This window comes from Priestia sp. YIM B13551, from assembly GCF_042787905.1.
In the GTDB taxonomy this organism is placed as follows: Bacteria; Bacillota; Bacilli; order Bacillales; family Bacillaceae_H; genus Priestia.
The window spans coordinates 135938-157654 of record NZ_JBHZOX010000004.1 but is presented as its reverse complement, the minus strand read 5'-3'; the positions used below and the strand labels follow the sequence as shown (position 1 = coordinate 157654).

The window sequence follows — 21717 nt, the reverse complement described above, 5'->3', positions numbered from 1 at the left end:
TTCGATTACATTTTGCTCAATAATCATTAGATAAGTTTCACTTTATTGTACATAGAAATCGCAAAGAAAACAAAAACTATTGGTAACTTTACGATAGCTGAGGTGAAAATGATGGATCTTAATTTACGAAATGCTGTTATTGCAAACGTTTCAGGAAACTCAAAAGAAGAGCTTGAAGCTACAATTTCTGACGCTATTCAAAGCGGTGAAGAAAAAATGCTCCCTGGACTTGGTGTTTTATTTGAGGTGCTTTGGGAAAAGTCTCCAGAATCAGAAAAAGAAGAAATTCTGACAACGCTTGAAAACGGTTTAAAATAAATAGCCTTTTCCTATGTACAACAAAAAGCTCATTCTCCTAGGAGAATGAGCTTTTTTTAATTATACGTAATTGCGTTCACCGTATTTCGGTCTAAGCGTTTAATTACTTCCGCAATTAATTTAACTGCATTTTCATAATCATCACGATGAAGCATCGCTGCATGAGAATGGATATAACGAGTTGCGATCGTAATCGAAAGTGCTGGCACCCCGTTAGCTGAAATATGGATAGAACCTGAGTCCGTACCGCCTCCAGCGATTGCATCAAATTGATATGGAATATTTAATTCATCTGCCACATTTACCACTGTATCTCGAAGTCCTTTATGAGAAACCATGGAAGCATCATATAAAATGATTTGCGGACCATCTCCCATTTTAGAAGATGCTTCTTTATCAGAAACACCAGGTGTATCTCCAGCGATACCGACATCAACAGCAAATGCAATATCCGGTTCAATAAAGTTAGCGGATGTTTTTGCACCTCTAAGTCCAACTTCTTCTTGCACCGTTCCTACACTATACACAACATTTTCATGTGTTTCATTTTTTAAAGCTTTTAATACATCGATAGCGATTGCACAGCCGATACGGTTATCCCAGGCTTTCGCTAGCAGCATCTTTTCGTTGTTCATAACCGTAAATTCGAAATAAGGCACAACCTGATCACCAGGTTTCACTCCCCACTCCGCTACTTCTTCTCTGCTAGAGGCACCAATATCGATGAACATATCTTTAATGTCAACGGGCTTTTTACGAACTTCTGGAGGAAGGATATGAGGAGGCTTTGAGCCAATAATCCCCGTTACCTCTCCTTTAGATGTAACGATGGTTACGCGTTGAGCAAGCATAACTTGAGACCACCATCCGCCTACCGTTTGAAAACGAATAAAGCCGCGTTCATCAATTTGAGTCACCATAAAGCCTACTTCATCTAAGTGACCGGCTACCATAATTTTAGGCCCTTGTTCGTTGCCCACTTTTTTTGCAATCAAACTGCCTAGCCCATCCGTCGTTACTTCATCTGCATAAGGTGCAATATATTTCTTCATAACCTCACGCGGTTCACGCTCATTGCCAGGAATTCCTTTTGCATCTGTTAGTGCTTTAAGCATCGTCAATGTTTCATCTAACTTTTTCATATGGATTACCCCTTTCATATGTATACCTCTATTATAGCTAAAAAGAGGTTGAAGTAAAATTTCCCATCCCTTTATTTCTAGTATCCTTGTTCTTGGCGTTTAAAATTCACTTCATTTTTTGAGATGTACGCCTTTTCAATATGTTCAGCGGAAAAACCAAACATATCGCCAAGCGTCATGTAAGATACAAACATGTCCACATAGTTTTCTTTCGACTGATCCTGCTCGAAAGCAGCAACTTGTGCAAATACCTGTAAAAATTGTGCTGTTTTTGAATCACTTGCTTTTGCATTTGGTAACTCAGTTAAATCATCGTATCCTTTTTCAATCCCTAAAGAAAGGATAAAATGTACGCCGTCCACAAATTCTTCTAAAATAACAGCGTCTTCAGCCGGAGGTTTGACGCTCCAAAATTTGAAGCAGCGCGTTTCGTTTGCCAGTTCTCCCATTTCGACAAGCAGTGCTAAAAGCTTTCTCGGAATCAAATCTTCCTTATGAAGCTCATGCTTATCCTCTATATGCTGATCCAGCTGGCGCTGCATGGTAAATAGCTGTTGTAAATTCAATGTAATCACTCCTGTAATTATGTATATCTTCTTCTTTTTAAACCAATAAAGAAATTATATCAAAAATCATGAAACTTTTTAGAGACTCGAACGTAAAGTAAGAAAACTGTGCCTTGTAAAGGAGGGAGCGTTATGTTTGTTATTGTTATCGTTCGCGTGTTCATTTTCGCGCTTGTTGCTTACACACTATTAAAGCTGGTTCAGCATTTTCGCAGTCCAAAGCGGAAGCTTGTAGCAGCTCAGGAACATCAGCAATTTTTTGTCGTTGATGAAAAAACGAATATCCGCAAAAATTTTCTACTAACGTATAAAGGTATTTTATTTGAAGGAGAAAAATACAGCAATCCCAATGAACCAGAATCTTTGTCAATTACAATGGTGTTAACAGATCCAGCTCGATTACATGAACTGCAAAAACAAGATTTCAAGCTGCTGGAAAGCCACGTACACGACATGTATCCAAATGCTCCTATTCGCTGGAAAAGCCCCGTTCGAGAATTTTTACACTGAGCACAAAATCATTTGTGCTCAGCTGATAACAAAAAAGAAAAGTAAATCAAGAGCAGCAAGAATAGGAAAACCTACTGTAAACGATGTGTGCTTCGTTTTATGACGATAGCAATACATACCAATCAGTCCTCCAAGAGCTCCTCCGATAGCAGCTACCGTCCACAGTGTGCTTTCGGCAATTCTCCACTCATGTCTTTTCGCTTTTTGTTTATCTCTATACATCATTCCTACCCCTACTATATTAATAACAATAAAATAGGTAAGCAGCAGTTCATTCATGATATGTCCTCCGATAGCAAAAAAGCCTCATCATCTAAAGATGACGAGACTTTATATTCATTACTTATCTAAGCCTTTTTTAGCAGCAGTTGCTAATTCAGCAAATGCTTTTTCATCAGCTACAGCTAAGTCAGCAAGCATTTTGCGGTTAACTTCAATACCTGCTAATTTTAAACCGTGCATTAAACGGCTGTAAGAAAGACCGTTCATACGAGCAGCTGCATTAATACGTGTGATCCATAATTTACGGAAGTCACGTTTTTTCTGACGACGGTCACGATAAGCATACATGTGAGATTTCATAACTTGCTGATTAGCAACTTTATATAATCTATGCTTCGAACCGAAGAAACCTTTAGCTAATTTTAAAACTTTTTTACGACGTTTGCGTGTTACTGTACCGCCTTTTACGCGTGGCATAATTGTTTACCTCCTGTATTGTTTCTATCTCAACCCAAATTACTTAATGTTATCTAATAAGTGACGGATACGTTTGAAGTCACCTTTGCTTACTAAAGAACCTTTACGTAATTTACGCTTTTGTTTTGTAGATTTGTTAGCGAATAAATGGCTTGTGTAAGCACGAGCACGTTTTAATTTACCGCTTCCAGTCTTTTTGAAACGCTTTGCAGCGCCACGATGTGTTTTCATTTTTGGCATGGGGTGTTCCTCCTCGTTCTATTACTTTTCGTTTTTAGGTGCCAAGACTAAGAACATGCTGCGGCCTTCCATTTTAGGAGCCGATTCAACTGAACTTACATCTTCGCAAGCTTGTGAAAAACGTTCAAGTACTTTTTGGCCAATCCCTTTATGAGTAATGGCACGACCTTTAAAGCGAATAGACGCTTTCACTTTGTCACCTTTTTCAAGGAACTTGCGTGCGTTACGAAGTTTAGTGTTAAAATCATGTTCATCAATTGTTGGACTTAAACGAACTTCTTTTAAGTTTACAACTTTTTGGTTTTTACGAGCTTCTCTTTCTTTACGTTGTTGCTCATAGCGGAATTTACCGTAGTCCATAATACGACATACCGGCGGTTTCGCATTTGCAGCAACCATTACTAAGTCAAGATTTACTCGTGAAGCAATTTCTAATGCTTCATTTTTTGATTTAATTCCTAATTGTTCACCGTTTTGATCAATTAGACGAACTTCGCGAGCTCGAATGCCCTCGTTTACCATCATGTCCTTGCTAATAAGTAGCCACCTCCAAGGTTTAATGAGCGAATACGCTTGCTTAGACCGATTATTAACTCACACAAAAAAGTGTGAGTACATACTGCACCCACACTTCTATCGTTTTAATTAAGATACGATGTACCTGCTAACTGCTCTATGCGTCACTCAGGTGAGAAGCGGGTGCTTCTTCTTCTGTATAAACAAGTATTCAATTACTTAAGCTATTATAGTATCAACAAAGACAAAAGTCAATGATTTCGTTCTTTTTTCACAACAAAAATTATTGTATCAAAGGAAAAACATTTATGCAACAGTTTTTTATAAATGTTGCATAAAAAAGCAGAGAATTTCAATTCTCTGCTTTTTTCATTAGCGAGATGCTTCTGCTTTTACATTTTGTAAAAAGGCTTGGAAGTCCACTGTTTCTGAATTCTGCTCACCGTATTTACGTACGTTTACTGCTTTATCCTCTACTTCTTTATCCCCTACAACAAGCATATAAGGAATTTTTTGCATTTGAGCCTCACGGATTTTATAGCCGATTTTCTCATCGCGAGAATCAAGTTCCACACGAATACCCGCCAGCTGAAGCTGTTCTTGCACTTCTTTTGCATACTCAAGGTGAACGGTAGGTGATACCGGAATCACTTGAACTTGTACAGGTGCTAACCACGTTGGGAAAGCTCCTTTGTATTCTTCGATTAAGAAAGCTACAAAACGTTCCATTGTTGACACCACGCCGCGGTGAATAACAACCGGTCGATGTTGTTTTCCGTCTTCTCCTACATACGTTAAATCAAATCGTTCAGGAAGTAAGAAATCCAATTGAACCGTAGATAGCGTCTCTTCTTTACCAAGAGCTGTTTTAACTTGAACGTCTAGTTTTGGACCGTAGAATGCCGCTTCTCCTTCAGCTTCATAATAATCAAGGTCAAGCTCATCCATCGCGTCTTTTAACATGCTTTGTGCTTTTTCCCACATTGCATCATCATCAAAGTATTTTTCTGTATCTGCAGGGTCACGGTAAGATAGACGGAATGAATAATTTTCAAATCCAAAATCTTTATAAACCGCTTCAACTAAGCGAACTACACGAATAAATTCTTCTTTGATTTGGTCGGGACGTACAAAGATATGCGCATCATTTAGTGTCATGCCTCGAACACGCTGAAGTCCTGATAATGCTCCTGACATTTCGTAGCGGTGCATCGTTCCAAGCTCAGCAATACGGATTGGAAGCTCACGATAGCTGTGAATACCTTGTTTGTAAACCATCATGTGATGAGGACAGTTCATCGGACGAAGAACCAGGTCTTCGTTATCCATTTCCATTGCAGGGAACATGTCATCTTGGTAGTGCTCCCAGTGACCAGACGTTTTGTAAAGTTCTACACTTCCGAGCACTGGAGTGTAAACGTGCTGATAACCAAGGCTTACTTCTTTATCTACGATATAACGCTCGATAATACGGCGGATCGTCGCACCTTTTGGAAGCCATAAAGGCAGACCTTGTCCTACTTTTTGAGAATTTGTAAATAAGTTTAGCTCTTTACCAAGTTTACGGTGGTCACGTTCTTTTGCTTCTTCAAGAAGACGAAGATGCTCGTCTAAATCTGCTTTTGTAAAGAATGCTGTACCGTAAATACGCTGCAGCATTTGATTATCGCTGTCTCCGCGCCAATAAGCACCCGCCACGCTTAATAGTTTAAATTCTTTAATTTTGCCTGTTGACGGCACGTGCACGCCTCGGCAAAGGTCAAAGAATTCGCCTTGTTGGTAAATCGTAACCTTTTCACCTGCTGGAATCGCATCGATCAATTCAAGCTTTAGTTCATCGCCAACTTCTTTAAAAAGTTGAATGGCTTCTTCACGAGAAACTTCTTTTCGTTCAATTTCAATATTTGAATTAACGATTTTTTTCATTTCTTTTTCAATTTTACCTAAATCTTCAGGAGTAATTGATTCTTCCATATCGATGTCATAGTAAAAACCGTTTTCGATAACCGGCCCTACACCTAGCTGTACTTTTGTATCTTTGTACAAACGTTTGATTGCTTGAGCCATTAAATGCGCTGTACTGTGACGCATAATTTCAAGCGCTTCAGGAGCATCTGGCGTAATGATTTCAAGACTGCCATCTTGTTCAATTGGCGTACGTAAATCCAGCAGCTCGCCGTTTACTTTGCCTGCTAATGCTTTCTTCTTTAATCCCGGGCTAATAGAAGCCGCAATATCTTCTGTTGATGATCCTTTTGGATACTCTTTAACAGCTCCATCAGGAAATGTCATTTTGATTACTTCTGACACAACTTTCCACTCCTTTAACATAACTGAATAAACTTTTTGTAAAAACAAAAAACTCGTCCCTTATCAAAAGGGACGAGTTGTGTATACACGCGGTACCACCCTTGTTTCCTCTTCGTATCTTGGATAACCCAAAGAACCCGAAGCGGCTCGAGGTTTTATAACGGAAATTCCGTCAGTAATTACTAGAGGCTCTGCTCGTTTACTACTGAAGTTTAGAGGTGGTAAGAATATATTCCGTGTTAGGAGATTTCCAGCCTGGATCTCCCTCTCTACAAACCGTAAATATACACTCATGTCCTCATCATAACTTGTAACATATAGCTGTTTTTCAATATGCATTTATTATATTCATTTTCAAAATAGAAATCAACCTTTCACGTTATATTTTGCTTTTGATCAAACGGAAATTCATTTTTTTCGTATAACATAACTTTTTCTTGGAAGATATTTTGAATGGTATAAACAAAATCATGATCATGCTGGTCGCTATACAGATGAATAGCAGCTGGAGATAAACTTAGCAAAGGCGCGATAATAGTTGAGTCTATGTATAATGATTCTTGTTCAGATAAAAAGGCCTCTGCTAGAGCTGCACATTCACGTTCAGGAACATATCTACTATTGTGGTCGTACAACACAAACTTGTTTTTATTCAAGTGCATTACATACACATCGCCTGTAGATAACTGTCTTTCATTAGCTGCTTGACGCAGCTGATGAATAAGAATTTGATAGTCTTGTTCAAGCTTATATTCATCAATCGCCAGCTCGGCATAATAGCGCAGCCGCTCTTGATATTCTTTTAAGCGGAATTGGAGAAAAGACTCAAAGGTGAATGTTACATTATGAATGAAGAAGTCTTGAAGAGCCTGGCGGATAAGTAATTCTCTTGGAAGAGAAAATGTTTTTTGCGGAATTTCGCCTCTCTCTCCTTCCATAATCCCCCCCATAATTTGAAGCAGCAAATCTTGCTCTTCCTCTTCTGAATAGAAAAATTCTTCTTTTAATATGTTTACCATCATCTTTTTTTCTTTCTTTTTTAAAATTACGTGGGTTAATACCGGTATCACCATGTCTTGTAAAACGGCCTCTCTATTGTATGTCTCATCAATGACTAAAAGCTGATTATTCACCAGCTTCAAGCACTGTGAACCATATGATAAAGCGCTTCGCTTCGCGCATAAAGACTCATATACAACGACTGCGTCTTCTACATATTTAAAGAATATTTTCATTCCTCATAGCCCCCCTTTGGACACGCTTTATTAATGTATATGGGGCAACATGCAAAAAAATGAGCAAGTCGTTACAAGAAATGTAAAACGACCTGCTCATCTATTTCGTTTATTCTCTCCATTCATTTCAACAGGAATGGCTAGAGACTTAATTCGTTCCATGACACGAGCGGCTTTGAGCTCTTCCTGCTCGCCTCTTTGGGTATAAGTCAAATGATGTTGAAGCTCTTTAAAATTTAAATTCGAGCTGAAAAATGTCGGCAAATTTTCGAGCATACGGAATTGTAAAATGGTTCCGAGCACATCGTCTCGCATCCAGCTCGTTACGGATTCTGCTCCGAGATCATCAAGCATAAGAACCGGTACTTTTTTGACATACTCTATTTTCTCATTGAAACTTTGATCTTGAAACGAACCTTTTAACTCACGCAAAAACTCCGGGACATACAGAATGGTAGATTTCACTTTCTTTTCGGCTAACGCATTGGCAATTGCTCCAAGAAAATACGTTTTCCCCACACCAAACGAACCGTGTAAATATAAAGCTTTCATTTTCTTATTTGGCTCATATTCTCGCACAAAATCTCTTACTAGTTTAATGGCTTCAAATCTTCCCTGCTCAATTTCAATATCAGACATTGTTGCCTGTAAAATTTCTTTAGGCACGTACATACACTGAATAAAAGATTCTTGTTCTTTTCGCTCATCTTCTTGTACTTTTCTAGGACAGCGTTCATACTGTAAATCAATATTACGGCCTTTTACAACCAGCTGAGGGTGGTATCCTTTCACCATGTTGACGCAGCTTTGCAAAGAAGGACACTTGTCACAGCATTTGCTTTGGTCGATAAATTCATGCATCTTCATCAGACCTCGGTCGACCATTTGCTCATCTAACTCATGGCGATGCTCTTGCAAAAATGTTTTAACTTCGGGATTAGACAGGATACTGTTTCTTAATGCTTCTAAGCGTGCTTTAAAATCCTTTTTGTTCACTAACTGATTTAGTGAATCATTGATAGGCTTCATCTTTTTCACCTCACCTCTATCATACCTGCTTTTTATTCTTTATGCTTTTGTTTTAGCTCTTGATCTAACTGCTTGAGCTCTTCTTGTAGCTTTCGTTTTTCTTCTTCAAATCCGTCCACTTCTTTTGAAGGCTGCTTTTTCTCTTCTTTTTCTTCATCGCTCAGCCACTCTGGCACCATTTCTTTACGCACAATTTTTCGTCCAGCCGTTTTTTTATTTTGCTTTGCTTCGGTCCAATTCTGATATTCTTTCTGTTCATTTTTAGCTAAATTCATGGCATCTTGAACAGTTTGTACCTTTTTGCGCGCCCAGTGTCCAGCAATTTTCTCTACATAGCTCTTAGATAATTTCATATCGGATCTTAGCATAACATAGTAAATAAGAACATTTACTACCCCTGGTGAAAGCTTTTGGTTAAACATCACTTCTTCGATCATTTGCAAATCTGCTTTTGAAGGCTCTGCTCCCCCGGAAAACTCGATCAAAAGCTGTCGAGGAGAAGTCACTTCAAGCTGTTGAATGAGCTGCTCTTCCTTTGTCTGCGGCTGCTTTTCCTGCATAGTACGAAGCATAGGCGGCTGAATTTGTTCGCTTAGATTTGGAAGTGCTTCTCCATTTTCAAATTGGTAAAAGGACTGTGCCGCTTTTCTAAGCAATTCAATATCAACTTGATCGTTCTCATTTAGCGAATCGAGCACCACGTTTTTCATTTGAAGAGGATCGATACCGTATAAAAAGGCTAGCTTTTCAATCGCTTGTTTTACTTTAGATGTAATAGACCTTTTCGAAATCATTGAATCTGTTAGACCTGCTAAAAATAAATCAAAATCAAAGGAATCCGGGCTCATCTCAATAGAAGCGCGTTTGGAGGAATCCACAAAGTCCGTTTGAGCATCAGGAGAAAATACATCCTTGCTTTCAGACTGAAAACTTGGAGCCAGCTCTGTTGCTTTAACTGATTTAAATACATCGTTAAATGAATGCGTCACATCTGTGAACGATTGGTCATCGACGAGTGAATCAGAAAAATAATTTTTTACTTTTTGAAAGATAGATTTTCCGAGTCGGTTATATAAATATACATTTAACACGCCATCGTTAAAAAACTGATGGGGCGTAAGAGGAGGAATGAGCTCATAAATGAACACACGAACATCATCTTCTTCCTTAATATATGTTTTTAACAAACCAATGCCTTCTAATTTTAACCGCTCATGGTAAATAGCTTTCAAATTAATTTGCATCATTGACATTAGATGATGATGCGTAGACTCTTTCCCCCATAAACGATCTTGTTCCAGCTCGCTCCATAGCGTCATATACAGACCAAAGCACGTTGTACCCACCAACGGCTGATAGAGCATGGTTAAAATCTTTCGGTCGTATTCCTGCAGTATGCCGTTCGAACGAACAACATAACGATCGACCGGTATCATTTCTTTCCAATGTTGTTCTTTCATGTCGTTCCCTACCTACTTTTAAAGTAATAGAAATGACAAAAAAAGAGCCTAAAGAATACTTCAATAGCTCTTTTACAGTCGTTCCTTCTTAATTAAATCTTTTAATTCATCAATAAATACATTGATGTCTTTAAATTGTCGGTATACAGAAGCAAATCGAACATAAGAGACTTCATCGATAGCAGCTAATCGCTCCATCACCATTTCTCCTACCACATCTGACTGCACCTCTGATGTACCCTGACTGCGCAGCTCTGTTTCAATATCGTGTACGGTATCTTCTAATTGTTTTAAGCTTACTTGGCGTTTTTCACACGCCTTAATTAACCCTCGAAGGATTTTGTCTTTGCTGAACTCTTCTCTCGCTCCATCTTTTTTTACAACAATTAACGGAAGTTCTTCTACTTTCTCAAAAGTTGTAAAACGATAGTGACACTCTTCGCATTCACGTCTTCTACGAATAGAGCGGCCTTCTTCTACAGGGCGCGAGTCCAGCACTCTCGTTCCATTGTAATGACAGGATGGGCACTTCATATTCTCAGCTCCAATAATAAACCTTGTTTTTCTTTTTATTTTCTCTTATATAAGTTAATTTCCATCTATGTTAGCCGGCTATTCGCCATTTATTATGATTTTTATCATCATTTCCTTTAACAAACACGATGCTGTATTAAAGGATTTGCTTTATTCCATCTTATAGAAAACAAGGCTTGAATACAAGTAAAGGAAAAGGAATTTCCCCATTTTATTTCCTGAAATTCAAAAATGATAAGGAACTTACGAAGAAAGAGGAATAAGTTTTTGATCAAAGCTCTTATAAAGCGTACGTACAAGTTCTTTACTAAAACCAAAATCAACCGGCACCACTTTTGATTCTGTTGTAGCAGAAAAATCGATAGCGGTTTCAAGAGGACGTACGTTAATAATAGTAATCACAACAAAAGCTTTTCTTCCTTTTACAACGTTTAAGCTAATTTCTCCTCGCTCTTCATACGCAGCAAGTATCTCTATCCCTTGCATGTGCTTCAACATTTCATGAACTTGCTTAAATGCATTCCCGGCCGTTGTTTTGTAATAATGCGTTTTTAGAGTCGGATCTGAATGGTGATCGCTTGTTTCTACATGATTAGAAAATAAAGATTTAACTGCTTGTACTACCCCCATGTTGTTATCCCCTTTGTTTTTGCGTATTAAAAATTTATATACTAAAAAGAGGTGTGTAATACACCTCTTAACTTACGTAATCAATCGACACTATTAAAGTGCATTCGCTTTAGTTTGTTTTACCTGAACAGGACCCATTCCACGTGGTAATTCAATTGTTTCACGTGTCTGTGCACTTAGAGCATCTGCAATATAATCTGCTGCGATTGTAGGATCTAAATGACCACAAGTATAAACATCGATACTTGCATAACCATGCTCTGGGAAGCTGTGAATCGTTAAATGTGATTCTGAAATAATAACAACGCCACTTACACCTTGAGGTGCAAATTTATGGAACGCTACTTCGCGAACTTCCGCACCAGATTTTAAAGCTGCATTAACAAACGTTTTTTCAATATAATCAATATCATTTAACTTATCGAAATCGCATCCCCATAATTCTGAGATGACATGACGACCCATTGTTTCCATAATGATATTTCCCCCTTTAACAATTTTTAATCGTTAAACATGAAGTTCTTTCGCCATATAGCATGTTAACTACCACGGGGGAAAGTTAGTCCAAAGAGGTCCTAACCCTTTAAGTAGCCACATCACCGAAAGGTACACAAGAAGTTCACGAAACATAGTATACTTTGTTTACATTTATTTTGCAATACGTGTTTTGATTTTATTAAAGATTGTTCTTGCAGATAGACCTATACAAATTACCCCTGTATTCTCGTGAGAAAGTGTGTAAAAGCTGCTAAACGACTATTAATTTTTTATTAAAATTGAGGAAAATAAACACCCCTTTGCATGCTTATCTTATTGCTTTTCCCTATTCTTTTGAATAAAAACAAAAAAAAACAGGGCGATAGCTCCCTGTTTTTTTAAAAGCAATCAATAGCTTTCTTAGCTTACTCTTATTTTTGATCCATTACGCATTTCTGCAGCAATATATCTTACCAAATCGACTACGCGCTGAGAGTAGCCCCACTCGTTATCGTACCAAGCTAACACTTTAATTTTATGATCTTCCATTACGATTGTGGATAGTCCATCTACAATCGCTGAATGAGGATTTGTATTAAAGTCAATTGATACGAGTGGTTCCATTGTTAAATTTAAAATATTCTTTAATGGTCCTTCAGCAGCTTTAATAAACGCTAAATTAACATCTTCCATCGTCACAGGTTTCCTTACATCCACAACTAAATCGACAAGCGATACGTTCGGCGTTGGCACACGAAGCGCCATCCCATGAAGTTTTCCTTTTAAATGAGGAAGAACTAATGAAAGTGCCTTGGCTGCTCCAGTTGTTGTAGGAATAATTGATTGAGCACACGCACGAGCTCTTCGCAAATCTTTATGCGGATTATCGATATTCTTTTGATCATTTGTATATGCATGAACGGTCGTCATTAAACCGTTTTCAATTGTGAACGCTTCGTCTAGTACCTTGACAACTGGAGCTAGACAATTTGTCGTACAAGAGGCATTGGAAATAATGTTATGCTGATTCACATCAAACTCTCGTTCGTTTACGCCCATCACAATGGTGATATCTTCTTGTTTACCCGGTGCCGTTAAGACAACTTTTTTCGCACCTGCTTCAATATGTAACTGCGCTTTTTCTCTTGAATTAAATTTTCCCGTTGCTTCAACAACTAGATCAATCCCAAGCTCTTTCCAAGGCAAATTCAGCGGATCACGTGAATTTAATAGCTGAATTCTTTTACCGTTAACAATTAGCGCATCATCATCACATTTGACATCTCCATTAAATGGTCCGTGTATAGAGTCATATTTGATTAAATGTGCTAACGTTTCTGCTGGATAAGATGCATTTATTGCAATAATATCTAAATTTTCCTCTATAATCGCTGTGCGAAACACCATTCTTCCTATTCTCCCAAAACCATTAATGGCAATACGTGCTTTCATGGCTATACCCCTCTCTATATGTGTTATACTATTTAACTTTTTATATTGAATAGTATAACATAAATATTTAAAAAGTGAATAATATTAATTTTTTTTAATAAATTATTTTAATTAAGTTTTACTATATGTATATAGCGAGAACAGATATTTAACACATTCTTTTTTAGAAGCCCTTAAATATTCCCAATAAAAAAAGAGTGAATGCAATCATTCACTCTTTAATCTAGCCATAGGGCTAATATACTTAAAAGCTGTTGTTTTGTTTCCTCTACAGGACCGTTGTTATTGATCACCGCATCGGCTAAGGCTACTTTTTGAATCAAAGGCAGCTGTGCATGGATACGCGCATAGGCATCCTCCGCCGAGAGGTTATTACGCGACTTTAACCTTTCTAGCTGCACAGACTCATCGACATATACAACCACTACTTTATCGACTAAGTGTGTCAAATCGCTTTCAAACAGCAGCGGAATATCTAATACAACGGCTTCGTAACCTTCCTCTATATAGCTTTCCTTTTGAGAAAGCATTTCTTTTCTTACGGCAGGATGTACAATTGCATTCAACTTTTTACGTTCTTCCTCTTGATAAAACACAATTTCCCCTAAAGCCGCTCGATTGATCTCCGCGTTCTCGTGAAGAATAGAACGGCCGAACGTCTCGACAATTTGTTTGTATGCTTCTTTTCCTGGTTCTACGACTTCTTTTGCAATGTGATCAGCGTCGATTACTGGAATATTGATATCTCGTAGCATTCCGGTTACCGTGCTTTTTCCGCTTGCAATTCCGCCCGTTAATCCAATTACAATTGACATTGGTCTCTCCTTTATCCCTTTATTTAAAATCTAAAAATACCTAAAATAATGAGCAGAACTCCTGGTACAAACGAGAACATTTTCATCCATGATAAACGTGAAAAAACCTTGCCAAACTGTATGCCCGCACTTAAAAAAAGAGAACTCATAAGAGCTACAGCAATTGCTAGAGCATACGGCGAATAACCTAATAAAGCCGCTCCAAACCCTGCTCCAAATGCATCCAGAGATAATGCAATTCCAAGTATAAATGCTTCAATTCCATTGATGGAACCTGAATTATCTAAATCTGCTGCAATTGGCTTTTTCAATACGTTGATGACTAGGCCAATTGACTTAATTTCAATTTTCACTAATGTTTTTTCTTCTTTCACTCGAGATGAATCTGCCGGACAAAAAAACTGGTATAAAATCCACATCCCAAGCAGAACAAGAATACCTCCGCCTACTTTATTTAGTACATCCACTGAAAATAGATGCGTAAGTACTTTTCCTAAAAACATAGAAAACATTAAAGAAAATGCTGAGCAACATGAAATAATAAAAATGGATTTCAGCGGGATTTTCACCTTTCGAAGTCCGTATGTCAGGCCAACGCTAAAGCTGTCAAGACTTACGGCAAAAGCAAGAATAAGTAAAGAAAATGTTATCATGATGAGAGGACTCCTTTCCTTTCTGTCTATACGTAGTATATGAAAGGAGCCCATCCATTGTTATTTTTTAGCCGGCTGACAATTTGGGCAGATATGTGTTCCTCTACCGCCTACAACAAATTTTTCAATTGGAGTACCGCACATTTTACAGGATTCGCCTTTTCTTCCGTACACATAAAGCTGCTGCTGAAACATGCCTATTTGTCCCTGTGTGTTTACATACGTGCGAATTGTGCTGCCTCCTTGCTTCACAGCTTCTTGAAGAGTCGCTACAATTTCTTCGTACAATTTTTCATACTCTTCGTCTGTTAATTGGCTGGCCACTCGTTCAGGATGAATCCCTGCGCGAAACAGTGCTTCATCTACATAAATATTTCCAAGCCCAACCACGACATTTTGATCGAGTAAAACCGGCTTGATTTTTCGAGAGGTTTTGCCGATTCTCATTTTTAATTGACTAGGATTAAATGTTTCGTCAAACGGTTCAGGTCCAAGGCCAATAAGAGGAGGAAACAGATCTTCCTCTCCCTTTTTAAATAAGTGCATAGTACCAAACTTCCTTACATCTCGGTATCGCAATTCCGTTCCATCCGTGAAGTGAAAAAAGACGTGTACATGCTTATCTGGTTCTTCTGCATTCTCATGGAGAGCATATTTCCCTTCCATACGCAAATGAGAAACCATCGTATAATCATCGAGCACAATTTTCAAAAACTTACCTCTGCGTTCAACATCTCGAATGGTTTGTCCAACAAGCGCATCACAAAACTGTTCAACTTGTTCAGGACGTTTGATAATATTAGGCCATTTAACTGTTACACGCTCAATGGTCTTTCCACTGGCTAATTCAATTAACGTACGTCTGACGGTTTCAACTTCTGGTAATTCTGGCACGTTTGTCACATCCTTTTTCCACTACTTTGCTTCGTACCAAGTCTTTCCGTAAGAATAATCTACTTTCAACGGAACTTCTAGCTCTAAAGCGTTCTCCATTACTTCTGGTACGATTTTCTCTAAAATTTTAATTTCTTCTTCTGGGGCTTCAAAAATCAGCTCATCGTGTACTTGAAGCAGCAGCTTAGCCTGAAGATTTTCATCTTTTAAGCGCTTATCCATTTCAATCATTGCTTTTTTAATAATATCAGCTGCCGTCCCTTGGATAGGCGTATTCATAGCCGTACGCTCAGCAAAGCTGCGGAGGTTAAAGTTTCGGCTCGTGATTTCAGGCAAGTAACGTCGGCGGTGCAAGAGCGTTGTTACATATCCCTTTTCTTTTGCATCGCGTACAATCGTATCCATATACTCCTGTACACCAGGGAAGCTTTTTAAATAGCGTTCAATAAAAGTAGCCGCTGCTTTTCTTGTAATTCCTAAACTTTGCGATAAACCGTAATCACTGATGCCATAGACGATTCCAAAGTTAACTGCTTTAGCCTGGCGGCGCATATTCGACGTTACTTCTTCTCTTTCGACGTGGAACACATCCATCGCTGTTTTCGTATGAATATCTAAGTCATGCTTAAACGCATCGATTAGCTTTTCATCATCTGCAATATGAGCCAGTACGCGCAGCTCAATTTGTGAATAATCCGCCGCAAATATTAACCAATCAGGCTGTGAAGGCACAAACGCACCTCTTATTTTTTTACCTTCTTCAAGACGAATCGGGATGTTTTGCAAGTTAGGATCTACTGAGCTTAACCTCCCCGTTTGAGTTAACGTTTGATTAAAGCGGGTATGAACTTTTCCATCGCTTTCATGAATAACCTTTTTTAATCCTTCAATATACGTAGACTGTAATTTTCCTAGCTGACGGTATTGTAAAATCTCTGGGATAATATCATGGGTACTAGCTAATTGCTCTAATACATCGGCTGATGTGGAATAGCCTGTTTTTGTTTTCTTTATGACTGGAAGCTGCATTTTTTCAAAAAGAACAACTCCTAGCTGCTTTGGCGAATTAATATTGAATTCTTGTCCAGCGTATTCGTAGATTTTCGCTTCAATTTTTTCAAGCTGCTCTCGAAGATCTTCGCCCATTTCATCCAAACGCGCGCGGTCAATTTTCACCCCTTGATATTCCATATCAGCAAGGACAATGGCAAGAGGCATTTCAAGCTTCTCAAACAGCTCAAACTGTTCATTTTCAACCAATTCTTTTTCTAACACTTCTTTTAAATAAGCTACGGCGGCTGCTTTTCTTATAACATGCTCAGCTAGCTGAGCAGCTTCCGCAATGCTTCGCTTAGCTCCTTTTCCATACACAGCTTCATCTGATTGCACTTGATGGTATCCTTTTAATTTTGCAATTGTCGCTAGGTCATCATTTGCCTCAGCAGGATTCAAGATGTAAGAAGCAATCATTACATCATGTTCAATTCCTTTAATTTCATGCCCCGCCCATTTTAAAGATACAATCGTACGTTTCCCATTAAACACCGTCTTTTTTACACGTCCATCTTCTAACCATGCTTTAAATTTAGAAGATGAAAGAGCTGTATCTTTATCAATAAAATAGTGGCCATTCTTGTTGCTGATTCCAAAACCGAGCAGCTGATTGTGATGGTAGTTTTCTTCATACCCTTCTACGATCAGAGCTGCTTCGCTTGTTAACATATCATCGTGAACTTCCTGCGCTATTTCAAACGTCAGTTCTTCAAAATCTGCTTCCTCTTCTGCTGATTCACCAAATTTAGCAAGCAGAGAATTAAACCCAAGCTCTTTAAATAATGAGATGACCTTTGAAGATTCAAACCCGTCATACTTTGCATCTTCTACAGATACTTCAAGAGGCGCTTCGCAATAAATAGTTGCAAGCTTTTTACTCATGATGGCTGATTCACGATTATCTTCTAGCTTTTCTTTTAATTTTTTACCGCTGACTTGATCGATAGATTTCAATACATTTTCAACCGTTTCGAACTCTTTTAATAGCTTTAAGGCTGTTTTTTCGCCGACTCCGGGCACGCCTGGGATATTATCCGAGCTGTCCCCCATAAGGCCCTTCATATCAATAATTTGTGCAGCCGTAATACCATACTTTTCATCAATGGCTGCAGGCGTATAGGAATCGACATCCGTAATTCCTTTTCTCGTAATATCTACGGTTACATGTTCTGACACAAGCTGAAGTAAATCTTTATCCCCGGAAATGACTTTTACGACCATTCCTTTTTTTTCAGCTTGTTTTGAAAGCGTACCGATAATATCATCTGCTTCATAATCAGGCAGTTCATAGCGCTTAATCCCATATGCATCTAATAACTCACGAATAAAGGGAAACTGCTCTGAAAGTTCAGGAGGCGTCTTTTGTCTGCCTCCTTTGTATTCTGTAAATGTTTTGTGGCGAAACGTTGTTTTCCCTGCATCAAATGCCACAAGTAAATGCGTCGGCTTCTCTTCCTCTAAGATACGTGTCAGCATTGTAGTAAAGCCATATATGGCATTTGTATGTATTCCTTTATCATTGTTTAAAAGCGGCAAAGCAAAAAATGCACGGTAGGCAATACTATTCCCGTCAATTAATACTAGTTTTTGTGTCATTCATGTTCCTCCATTTCGCTCTCTTCTTATCTTACCTTTATTTTAACAAACAATAAGCTTTAAGGACAAAAAGTAATCTTGAGTTCAACGTTTTATTTTCATGTGGTGATAAGATCTGTACATCATAAAATAAAAACACCGCCTAGTTATTTTAGGCGGTGTAACATGTGAATGGATAGAATTTGTCAAAAAGAATCGGCGAAAATAGCACGGTTAAAGCTATTTTCGCCTTACACATTGGCTCCTTGGATGAAGGGGTTTCCATGAAAAATTGTATCAATTAATTATTAAGCTACATTAAATAAATTGTAAAAGGAACGTAAACATTTTACATCTGCGGCAAATACTTGTGCAGCTTCACTGAAAAAGTTGTCCCTTTATTGACTTCACTTTTCACTTCAATTTCCCCTCTATGAGCTTCAACAAGATGTTTAACAATTGCTAATCCAAGACCTGTTCCTCCGGAATTACGGCTTCTTGCCTTATCTACTCGGTAAAAGCGCTCAAAAATACGTGAAATTTCATCAGAATCAATACCGATACCTGTATCTTGAACATGAACCGTAATCGTTTCTTCTTCCTCTTCAAGCGAAACGTGAACAGTTCCTCCAGGCATTGTATACATGAGCGCATTGCCGATTAAGTTAACAAACACTTGCATAAGGCGCTGACTGTCACCATCAATCCACGCTTCTTCAGGAAGCGTATCTAACGTTAGCGTGATTTCTTTTTCAGTTGCTCGGTTTGATAGCACTGTCGTCACTTCGTAAAGAAGCGTATTCAAATCTACTGAATGAATGCTTAGTTTAAAGCCTTGCTGTTCAACTTTAGACAAATCTAAAAGATCTTGAATCAAGCTCTCCATGCGCTGACTTTCCGTTAAAATGATAGATAGAAACTGCTGGCGCAGCTGTGGATCTTCCATGGCACCGTCTAACAATGTCTCACTAAACCCTTTTATAGACGTAATAGGAGTTTTTAGTTCATGAGACACATTCGCTACAAAGTCACGGCGAACTTGTTCTAGTTTTTTTAGCTCGGTAATATCATGGAAAACAAGCACAATCCCTTTCCATTCATCATTTAAGCCAATAATCGGCGCTCCATAAACATCAAAATATCTTCGTTCAATATTTAAAGGCAGAACCACTTGTTTTCGAACCTTTACTTCCGTCATAAATATTTTTTCCACAAGCTTAATGATTTCTTTATGCTCAAATACCTCGTAATACAAATGATAAAGGAAGTCATCCGGATGTATATGAAACTGCTCTTTATAAGCTCGATTCACTAAGTTTATATAGCCTCGACTATCGATAAGAAGCATGCCGCTTCCCATATTTTCAATTAGCGTGCGCAGCCTGTCCTGCTGCATTTCTTGATTAGTGATAGACTCTTGCAGATTACGAGCAAGTGCGTTAATAGACTGACTCAGCATCCCTGTTTCATCTACATAATCTTCATATGTACGAGCTTTATAATTCCCTTTTGCAAGTTCCATAGCCACCTTGGTTGCCGATTCAATAGGACGGGTATAGCGTCCCATAATCTTTACACCTAAGAGTAAAATCACAATCAAAGCTAGACCTAAGCTTCCAATAAGAAGGCCCCAAATTTGCTGATTTACTTGTTTTAATGAATCAAATGATGTACTTAGCACAACAAATCCCTCTTGCTTACCTTCTATAATCAGCGGGATACCATAGTAATATAAGTCATAATCTTCTTTAATTTGATCAAAGCTTTTTTTACTGTTTAACTGCTTTTTTAATACTTGTTGGATTACGATACTTTTTTCGATTCTTTGCTGCTTGCTGCCTGGATTTGAGTCAACTAATATTTTTCCGTCTTTTTGAACGATAGTCGTTCTTACACTTAACGAATGGCTGATTTGATCAACTTTAGATTTTAAAGCAGGACTTGTGATACCTTCTTCGCTAATGTACATTTCTACAAGCTTTGCCTCTTTTTCCATTCGCTCTTGAAACGTCTGAAAATAAAAGTTTTTAAACAACTGTCCCAGCAGCAGGCCAAGACCTACTAATACAATAATAATAAGTACTAATAGAGCCAAAAGTAGCCTTGAACGAAATTTATTCATCTACCTTTGGTTCCTCCAGCTTATATCCTAATCCTCTAATCGTTTTTATATAAACAGGTTTTCGCGTATTGTGTTCAATTTTCTCACGCAAATGGCTGATGTGCACATCTACAATTCGCGTATCTCCGGCAAAATCATAATTCCACACTGCACTTAGCAGCTGATCACGAGTTAATACCCGTCCTTTGTATTTTGCCAAATATAATAACAACTCAAATTCTTTTGGAGTAAGCTCAAGCTGCTCTTGATTAAAGTAGGCCTCATAATGATCTGGAAGAATTTTTAAATCACCGATCATGATGCGCTCGCCATCTTCCTCTTGTTCATTTTCCTGAGCAATGATTTGTGTTCTGCGTAAAATGGCTTTTACACGTGCTACTACTTCTCGAGGGCTAAATGGTTTCGTCATGTAGTCATCTGCGCCAAGCTCTAGCCCTAATACTTTGTCGAACTCATCGTCTTTTGCAGTTAACATTAAAATAGGCGTCATCACTTTTTGCTGACGAAGCTTTTTACAAACTTCAATTCCATCCATCTTAGGAAGCATCAAGTCTAACACAATTAAATCCGGTTTTCCTTCTAGTGCCTTGTTGTATCCTTCTTCCCCGTCTTCAGCTGTTTCTACTGTAAAGCCAGCTTGTTGTAAATTATATTGTAATAATGTTGAAATTGATTGTTCATCATCTACGACTAATAATTTCTTACTCATATTAACGATATAAGCCTCCATCTAGTTAAATTAAACCGCAGCTTCATCCAAATGATATTATTTTCTATTTATCTTCTCTTATCATACAATGTTTTAGCCTCGTTCTCCAATACATTTCAACATTTTCAGAAAATATGATCAAACAGTTTCTTCTATATTTATAAATATTTAAGGCGTTTTAAAAATTTTCAAAGTCGTGTGTCTCTACTGATGGAAGTCTAAACGGCGGATACACAAGAAACCGCGCCGTTACTACTTTCTCTTTTTGCTCATTGACCGCTTCCACCTCAACCGTAACAGTTCTAGAAGAAACATCTACCTCTGTCACTTCAAATAAAAATTCAATCGTGCTATAATGATGAATCTTTTTGGGGAAGGCTACCGTATGTTCTGCAACGTGGCTTCCAGGTCCGGGCAAATACTTTGAAATGGCTGCTGTCATAATACCGGTAATCATAATACTTGGCACAATAGGTTTTTTAAAAGGGGTCTGAGATGCGTAATCATGCTGAATGTATAAAGGGTTAGAATCATTTGTCAGCCCTAAGTACAATAAGATATCCTTATCTTCAATTCGTTCCGTTAGCGTTAATTTTTCTCCAACTTTTATATCTTCAATACTTCGGCCTATTTTTTGTTTTTTACCTAATACCATCATCATTCCACCTTTTGTATAAAGTAATAGCTTTTCTTTATATACAAGAAAAATTCGAGGTTTCCCTCGAATTTTCCTTGTGACTATTGTTTGAATATTGATAAAAACCTATACTCAAACCTA

General features: G+C 38.1%; 23 protein-coding genes and 2 other annotated features. Of the genes, 2 read left to right on the top strand and 21 right to left on the bottom strand.

What is annotated here, in order from left to right; all coding sequences use genetic code 11:
- Window positions 1-111: 111 nt before the first annotated feature.
- Window positions 112-318, top strand: a complete 207-nt coding sequence (sspI, locus tag ACFX4N_RS20500; protein ID WP_013059420.1) for a small acid-soluble spore protein SspI — start codon at window positions 112-114, stop codon at window positions 316-318.
- 56 nt (window positions 319-374) lie between these two features.
- On the opposite strand, the gene ACFX4N_RS20495 is transcribed toward sspI, so the two are convergent.
- Window positions 375-1460 carry a M42 family metallopeptidase gene (locus ACFX4N_RS20495; protein WP_377262309.1) on the bottom strand — a complete coding sequence of 362 codons (1086 nt, stop codon included), beginning with the start codon at window positions 1458-1460 and terminating at the stop codon, window positions 375-377.
- 77 nt (window positions 1461-1537) lie between these two features.
- Window positions 1538-2026, bottom strand: coding sequence for a dUTP diphosphatase (locus ACFX4N_RS20490; RefSeq protein ID WP_025750644.1), 489 nt, complete (start codon window positions 2024-2026; stop codon window positions 1538-1540).
- Between the two features lie 132 nt (window positions 2027-2158).
- On the opposite strand from ACFX4N_RS20490, the gene ACFX4N_RS20485 reads away from it, so the two are divergent.
- Complete coding sequence (locus tag ACFX4N_RS20485) at window positions 2159-2536, top strand: hypothetical protein (protein ID WP_013059423.1); 378 nt, start codon at window positions 2159-2161, stop codon at window positions 2534-2536.
- 18 nt (window positions 2537-2554) lie between these two features.
- Here ACFX4N_RS20485 and ACFX4N_RS20480 read toward each other — a convergent pair whose 3' ends face one another.
- The 19 genes from ACFX4N_RS20480 to ACFX4N_RS20390 form a co-directional block, all read right to left on the bottom strand.
- Window positions 2555-2815 (bottom strand): DUF1294 domain-containing protein, encoded by a 261-nt coding sequence (locus ACFX4N_RS20480; RefSeq protein WP_013059424.1) that lies wholly within the window; start codon window positions 2813-2815, stop codon window positions 2555-2557.
- Between the two features lie 60 nt (window positions 2816-2875).
- Entirely contained in the window at window positions 2876-3235 is a 360-nt protein-coding gene (gene rplT, locus ACFX4N_RS20475; RefSeq protein ID WP_013059425.1) for a 50S ribosomal protein L20, read from the bottom strand.
- A gap of 39 nt (window positions 3236-3274) precedes the next feature.
- On the bottom strand, window positions 3275-3475 hold the full coding sequence (gene rpmI, locus ACFX4N_RS20470; protein WP_013059426.1) for a 50S ribosomal protein L35: 201 nt from the start codon (window positions 3473-3475) through the stop codon (window positions 3275-3277).
- A gap of 21 nt (window positions 3476-3496) precedes the next feature.
- The gene (gene infC, locus ACFX4N_RS20465; RefSeq protein ID WP_013059427.1) at window positions 3497-4000 is read right to left on the bottom strand and encodes a translation initiation factor IF-3; all 504 of its coding nucleotides are present in this window, start codon (window positions 3998-4000) and stop codon (window positions 3497-3499) included.
- Between the two features lie 69 nt (window positions 4001-4069).
- Window positions 4070-4192: a sequence feature (ribosomal protein L20 leader region), on the bottom strand.
- Between the two features lie 171 nt (window positions 4193-4363).
- Window positions 4364-6322 carry a threonine--tRNA ligase gene (thrS, locus tag ACFX4N_RS20460; protein WP_377262407.1) on the bottom strand — a complete coding sequence of 653 codons (1959 nt, stop codon included), beginning with the start codon at window positions 6320-6322 and terminating at the stop codon, window positions 4364-4366.
- A 44-nt stretch (window positions 6323-6366) separates the two neighbouring features.
- Window positions 6367-6615, bottom strand: a binding site (T-box leader).
- A gap of 60 nt (window positions 6616-6675) precedes the next feature.
- Complete coding sequence (gene ytxC, locus ACFX4N_RS20455; protein WP_192099949.1) at window positions 6676-7536, bottom strand: sporulation protein YtxC; 861 nt, start codon at window positions 7534-7536, stop codon at window positions 6676-6678.
- Window positions 7537-7632: 96 nt separating this feature from the next.
- On the bottom strand, window positions 7633-8565 hold the full coding sequence (gene dnaI, locus ACFX4N_RS20450) for a primosomal protein DnaI (RefSeq protein WP_013059430.1): 933 nt from the start codon (window positions 8563-8565) through the stop codon (window positions 7633-7635).
- A 32-nt stretch (window positions 8566-8597) separates the two neighbouring features.
- Window positions 8598-10025 carry a replication initiation and membrane attachment family protein gene (locus ACFX4N_RS20445; RefSeq protein ID WP_013059431.1) on the bottom strand — a complete coding sequence of 476 codons (1428 nt, stop codon included), beginning with the start codon at window positions 10023-10025 and terminating at the stop codon, window positions 8598-8600.
- A 72-nt stretch (window positions 10026-10097) separates the two neighbouring features.
- Complete coding sequence (gene nrdR, locus ACFX4N_RS20440; protein ID WP_013059432.1) at window positions 10098-10559, bottom strand: transcriptional regulator NrdR; 462 nt, start codon at window positions 10557-10559, stop codon at window positions 10098-10100.
- A gap of 243 nt (window positions 10560-10802) precedes the next feature.
- Window positions 10803-11189 (bottom strand): hypothetical protein, encoded by a 387-nt coding sequence (locus ACFX4N_RS20435; protein WP_013085185.1) that lies wholly within the window; start codon window positions 11187-11189, stop codon window positions 10803-10805.
- Window positions 11190-11282: 93 nt separating this feature from the next.
- A complete protein-coding gene (gene speD, locus ACFX4N_RS20430) occupies window positions 11283-11663 on the bottom strand; it encodes an adenosylmethionine decarboxylase (protein ID WP_192099947.1) in 381 nt (126 codons plus the stop codon).
- A gap of 423 nt (window positions 11664-12086) precedes the next feature.
- Window positions 12087-13118 carry a glyceraldehyde-3-phosphate dehydrogenase gene (locus tag ACFX4N_RS20425; protein ID WP_013059435.1) on the bottom strand — a complete coding sequence of 344 codons (1032 nt, stop codon included), beginning with the start codon at window positions 13116-13118 and terminating at the stop codon, window positions 12087-12089.
- 218 nt (window positions 13119-13336) lie between these two features.
- Window positions 13337-13933, bottom strand: a complete 597-nt coding sequence (coaE, locus tag ACFX4N_RS20420) for a dephospho-CoA kinase (RefSeq protein WP_016765703.1) — start codon at window positions 13931-13933, stop codon at window positions 13337-13339.
- Window positions 13934-13956: 23 nt separating this feature from the next.
- Window positions 13957-14586, bottom strand: a complete 630-nt coding sequence (ytaF, locus tag ACFX4N_RS20415) for a sporulation membrane protein YtaF (RefSeq protein ID WP_028410526.1) — start codon at window positions 14584-14586, stop codon at window positions 13957-13959.
- Window positions 14587-14646: 60 nt separating this feature from the next.
- The gene (gene mutM / locus ACFX4N_RS20410) at window positions 14647-15480 is read right to left on the bottom strand and encodes a DNA-formamidopyrimidine glycosylase (protein WP_013059438.1); all 834 of its coding nucleotides are present in this window, start codon (window positions 15478-15480) and stop codon (window positions 14647-14649) included.
- 21 nt (window positions 15481-15501) lie between these two features.
- The gene (gene polA / locus ACFX4N_RS20405) at window positions 15502-18129 is read right to left on the bottom strand and encodes a DNA polymerase I (protein ID WP_328142502.1); all 2628 of its coding nucleotides are present in this window, start codon (window positions 18127-18129) and stop codon (window positions 15502-15504) included.
- 328 nt (window positions 18130-18457) lie between these two features.
- Window positions 18458-20230 carry a two-component system histidine kinase PnpS gene (pnpS, locus tag ACFX4N_RS20400; protein ID WP_013059440.1) on the bottom strand — a complete coding sequence of 591 codons (1773 nt, stop codon included), beginning with the start codon at window positions 20228-20230 and terminating at the stop codon, window positions 18458-18460.
- Window positions 20223-20939: a response regulator transcription factor gene (locus ACFX4N_RS20395; protein WP_013085192.1), complete on the bottom strand. Its 717-nt coding sequence runs from the start codon at window positions 20937-20939 to the stop codon at window positions 20223-20225. The genes pnpS and ACFX4N_RS20395 overlap by 8 nt, the downstream gene beginning before the upstream one ends.
- Before the next feature lie 178 nt (window positions 20940-21117).
- Window positions 21118-21594, bottom strand: coding sequence for a MaoC family dehydratase (locus ACFX4N_RS20390; protein WP_029320018.1), 477 nt, complete (start codon window positions 21592-21594; stop codon window positions 21118-21120).
- Window positions 21595-21717: the final 123 nt, after the last annotated feature.

Bases quoted from the DNA above. Each gene is read 5' to 3' on its own strand.
- ACFX4N_RS20435 (WP_013085185.1), bottom strand. From the start codon at position 11,189: ATGGGGGTAGTACAAGCAGTTAAATCTTTATTTTCTAATCATGTAGAA.
- ytxC (WP_192099949.1), bottom strand. From the start codon at position 7,536: ATGAAAATATTCTTTAAATATGTAGAAGACGCAGTCGTTGTATATGAG.
- polA (WP_328142502.1), bottom strand. From the start codon at position 18,129: ATGACACAAAAACTAGTATTAATTGACGGGAATAGTATTGCCTACCGT.
- coaE (WP_016765703.1), bottom strand. From the start codon at position 13,933: ATGTCAATTGTAATTGGATTAACGGGCGGAATTGCAAGCGGAAAAAGC.
- thrS (WP_377262407.1), bottom strand. From the start codon at position 6,322: ATGTTAAAGGAGTGGAAAGTTGTGTCAGAAGTAATCAAAATGACATTT.
- ACFX4N_RS20425 (WP_013059435.1), bottom strand. From the start codon at position 13,118: ATGAAAGCACGTATTGCCATTAATGGTTTTGGGAGAATAGGAAGAATG.
- dnaI (WP_013059430.1), bottom strand. From the start codon at position 8,565: ATGAAGCCTATCAATGATTCACTAAATCAGTTAGTGAACAAAAAGGAT.
- ACFX4N_RS20395 (WP_013085192.1), bottom strand. From the start codon at position 20,939: ATGAGTAAGAAATTATTAGTCGTAGATGATGAACAATCAATTTCAACA.
- rpmI (WP_013059426.1), bottom strand. From the start codon at position 3,475: ATGCCAAAAATGAAAACACATCGTGGCGCTGCAAAGCGTTTCAAAAAG.
- sspI (WP_013059420.1), top strand. From the start codon at position 112: ATGGATCTTAATTTACGAAATGCTGTTATTGCAAACGTTTCAGGAAAC.
- ACFX4N_RS20485 (WP_013059423.1), top strand. From the start codon at position 2,159: ATGTTTGTTATTGTTATCGTTCGCGTGTTCATTTTCGCGCTTGTTGCT.
- pnpS (WP_013059440.1), bottom strand. From the start codon at position 20,230: ATGAATAAATTTCGTTCAAGGCTACTTTTGGCTCTATTAGTACTTATT.
- speD (WP_192099947.1), bottom strand. From the start codon at position 11,663: ATGGAAACAATGGGTCGTCATGTCATCTCAGAATTATGGGGATGCGAT.
- rplT (WP_013059425.1), bottom strand. From the start codon at position 3,235: ATGCCACGCGTAAAAGGCGGTACAGTAACACGCAAACGTCGTAAAAAA.
- ACFX4N_RS20495 (WP_377262309.1), bottom strand. From the start codon at position 1,460: ATGAAAAAGTTAGATGAAACATTGACGATGCTTAAAGCACTAACAGAT.
- nrdR (WP_013059432.1), bottom strand. From the start codon at position 10,559: ATGAAGTGCCCATCCTGTCATTACAATGGAACGAGAGTGCTGGACTCG.
- infC (WP_013059427.1), bottom strand. From the start codon at position 4,000: ATGATGGTAAACGAGGGCATTCGAGCTCGCGAAGTTCGTCTAATTGAT.
- ACFX4N_RS20390 (WP_029320018.1), bottom strand. From the start codon at position 21,594: ATGGTATTAGGTAAAAAACAAAAAATAGGCCGAAGTATTGAAGATATA.
- ACFX4N_RS20445 (WP_013059431.1), bottom strand. From the start codon at position 10,025: ATGAAAGAACAACATTGGAAAGAAATGATACCGGTCGATCGTTATGTT.
- ACFX4N_RS20480 (WP_013059424.1), bottom strand. From the start codon at position 2,815: ATGAATGAACTGCTGCTTACCTATTTTATTGTTATTAATATAGTAGGG.
- ytaF (WP_028410526.1), bottom strand. From the start codon at position 14,586: ATGATAACATTTTCTTTACTTATTCTTGCTTTTGCCGTAAGTCTTGAC.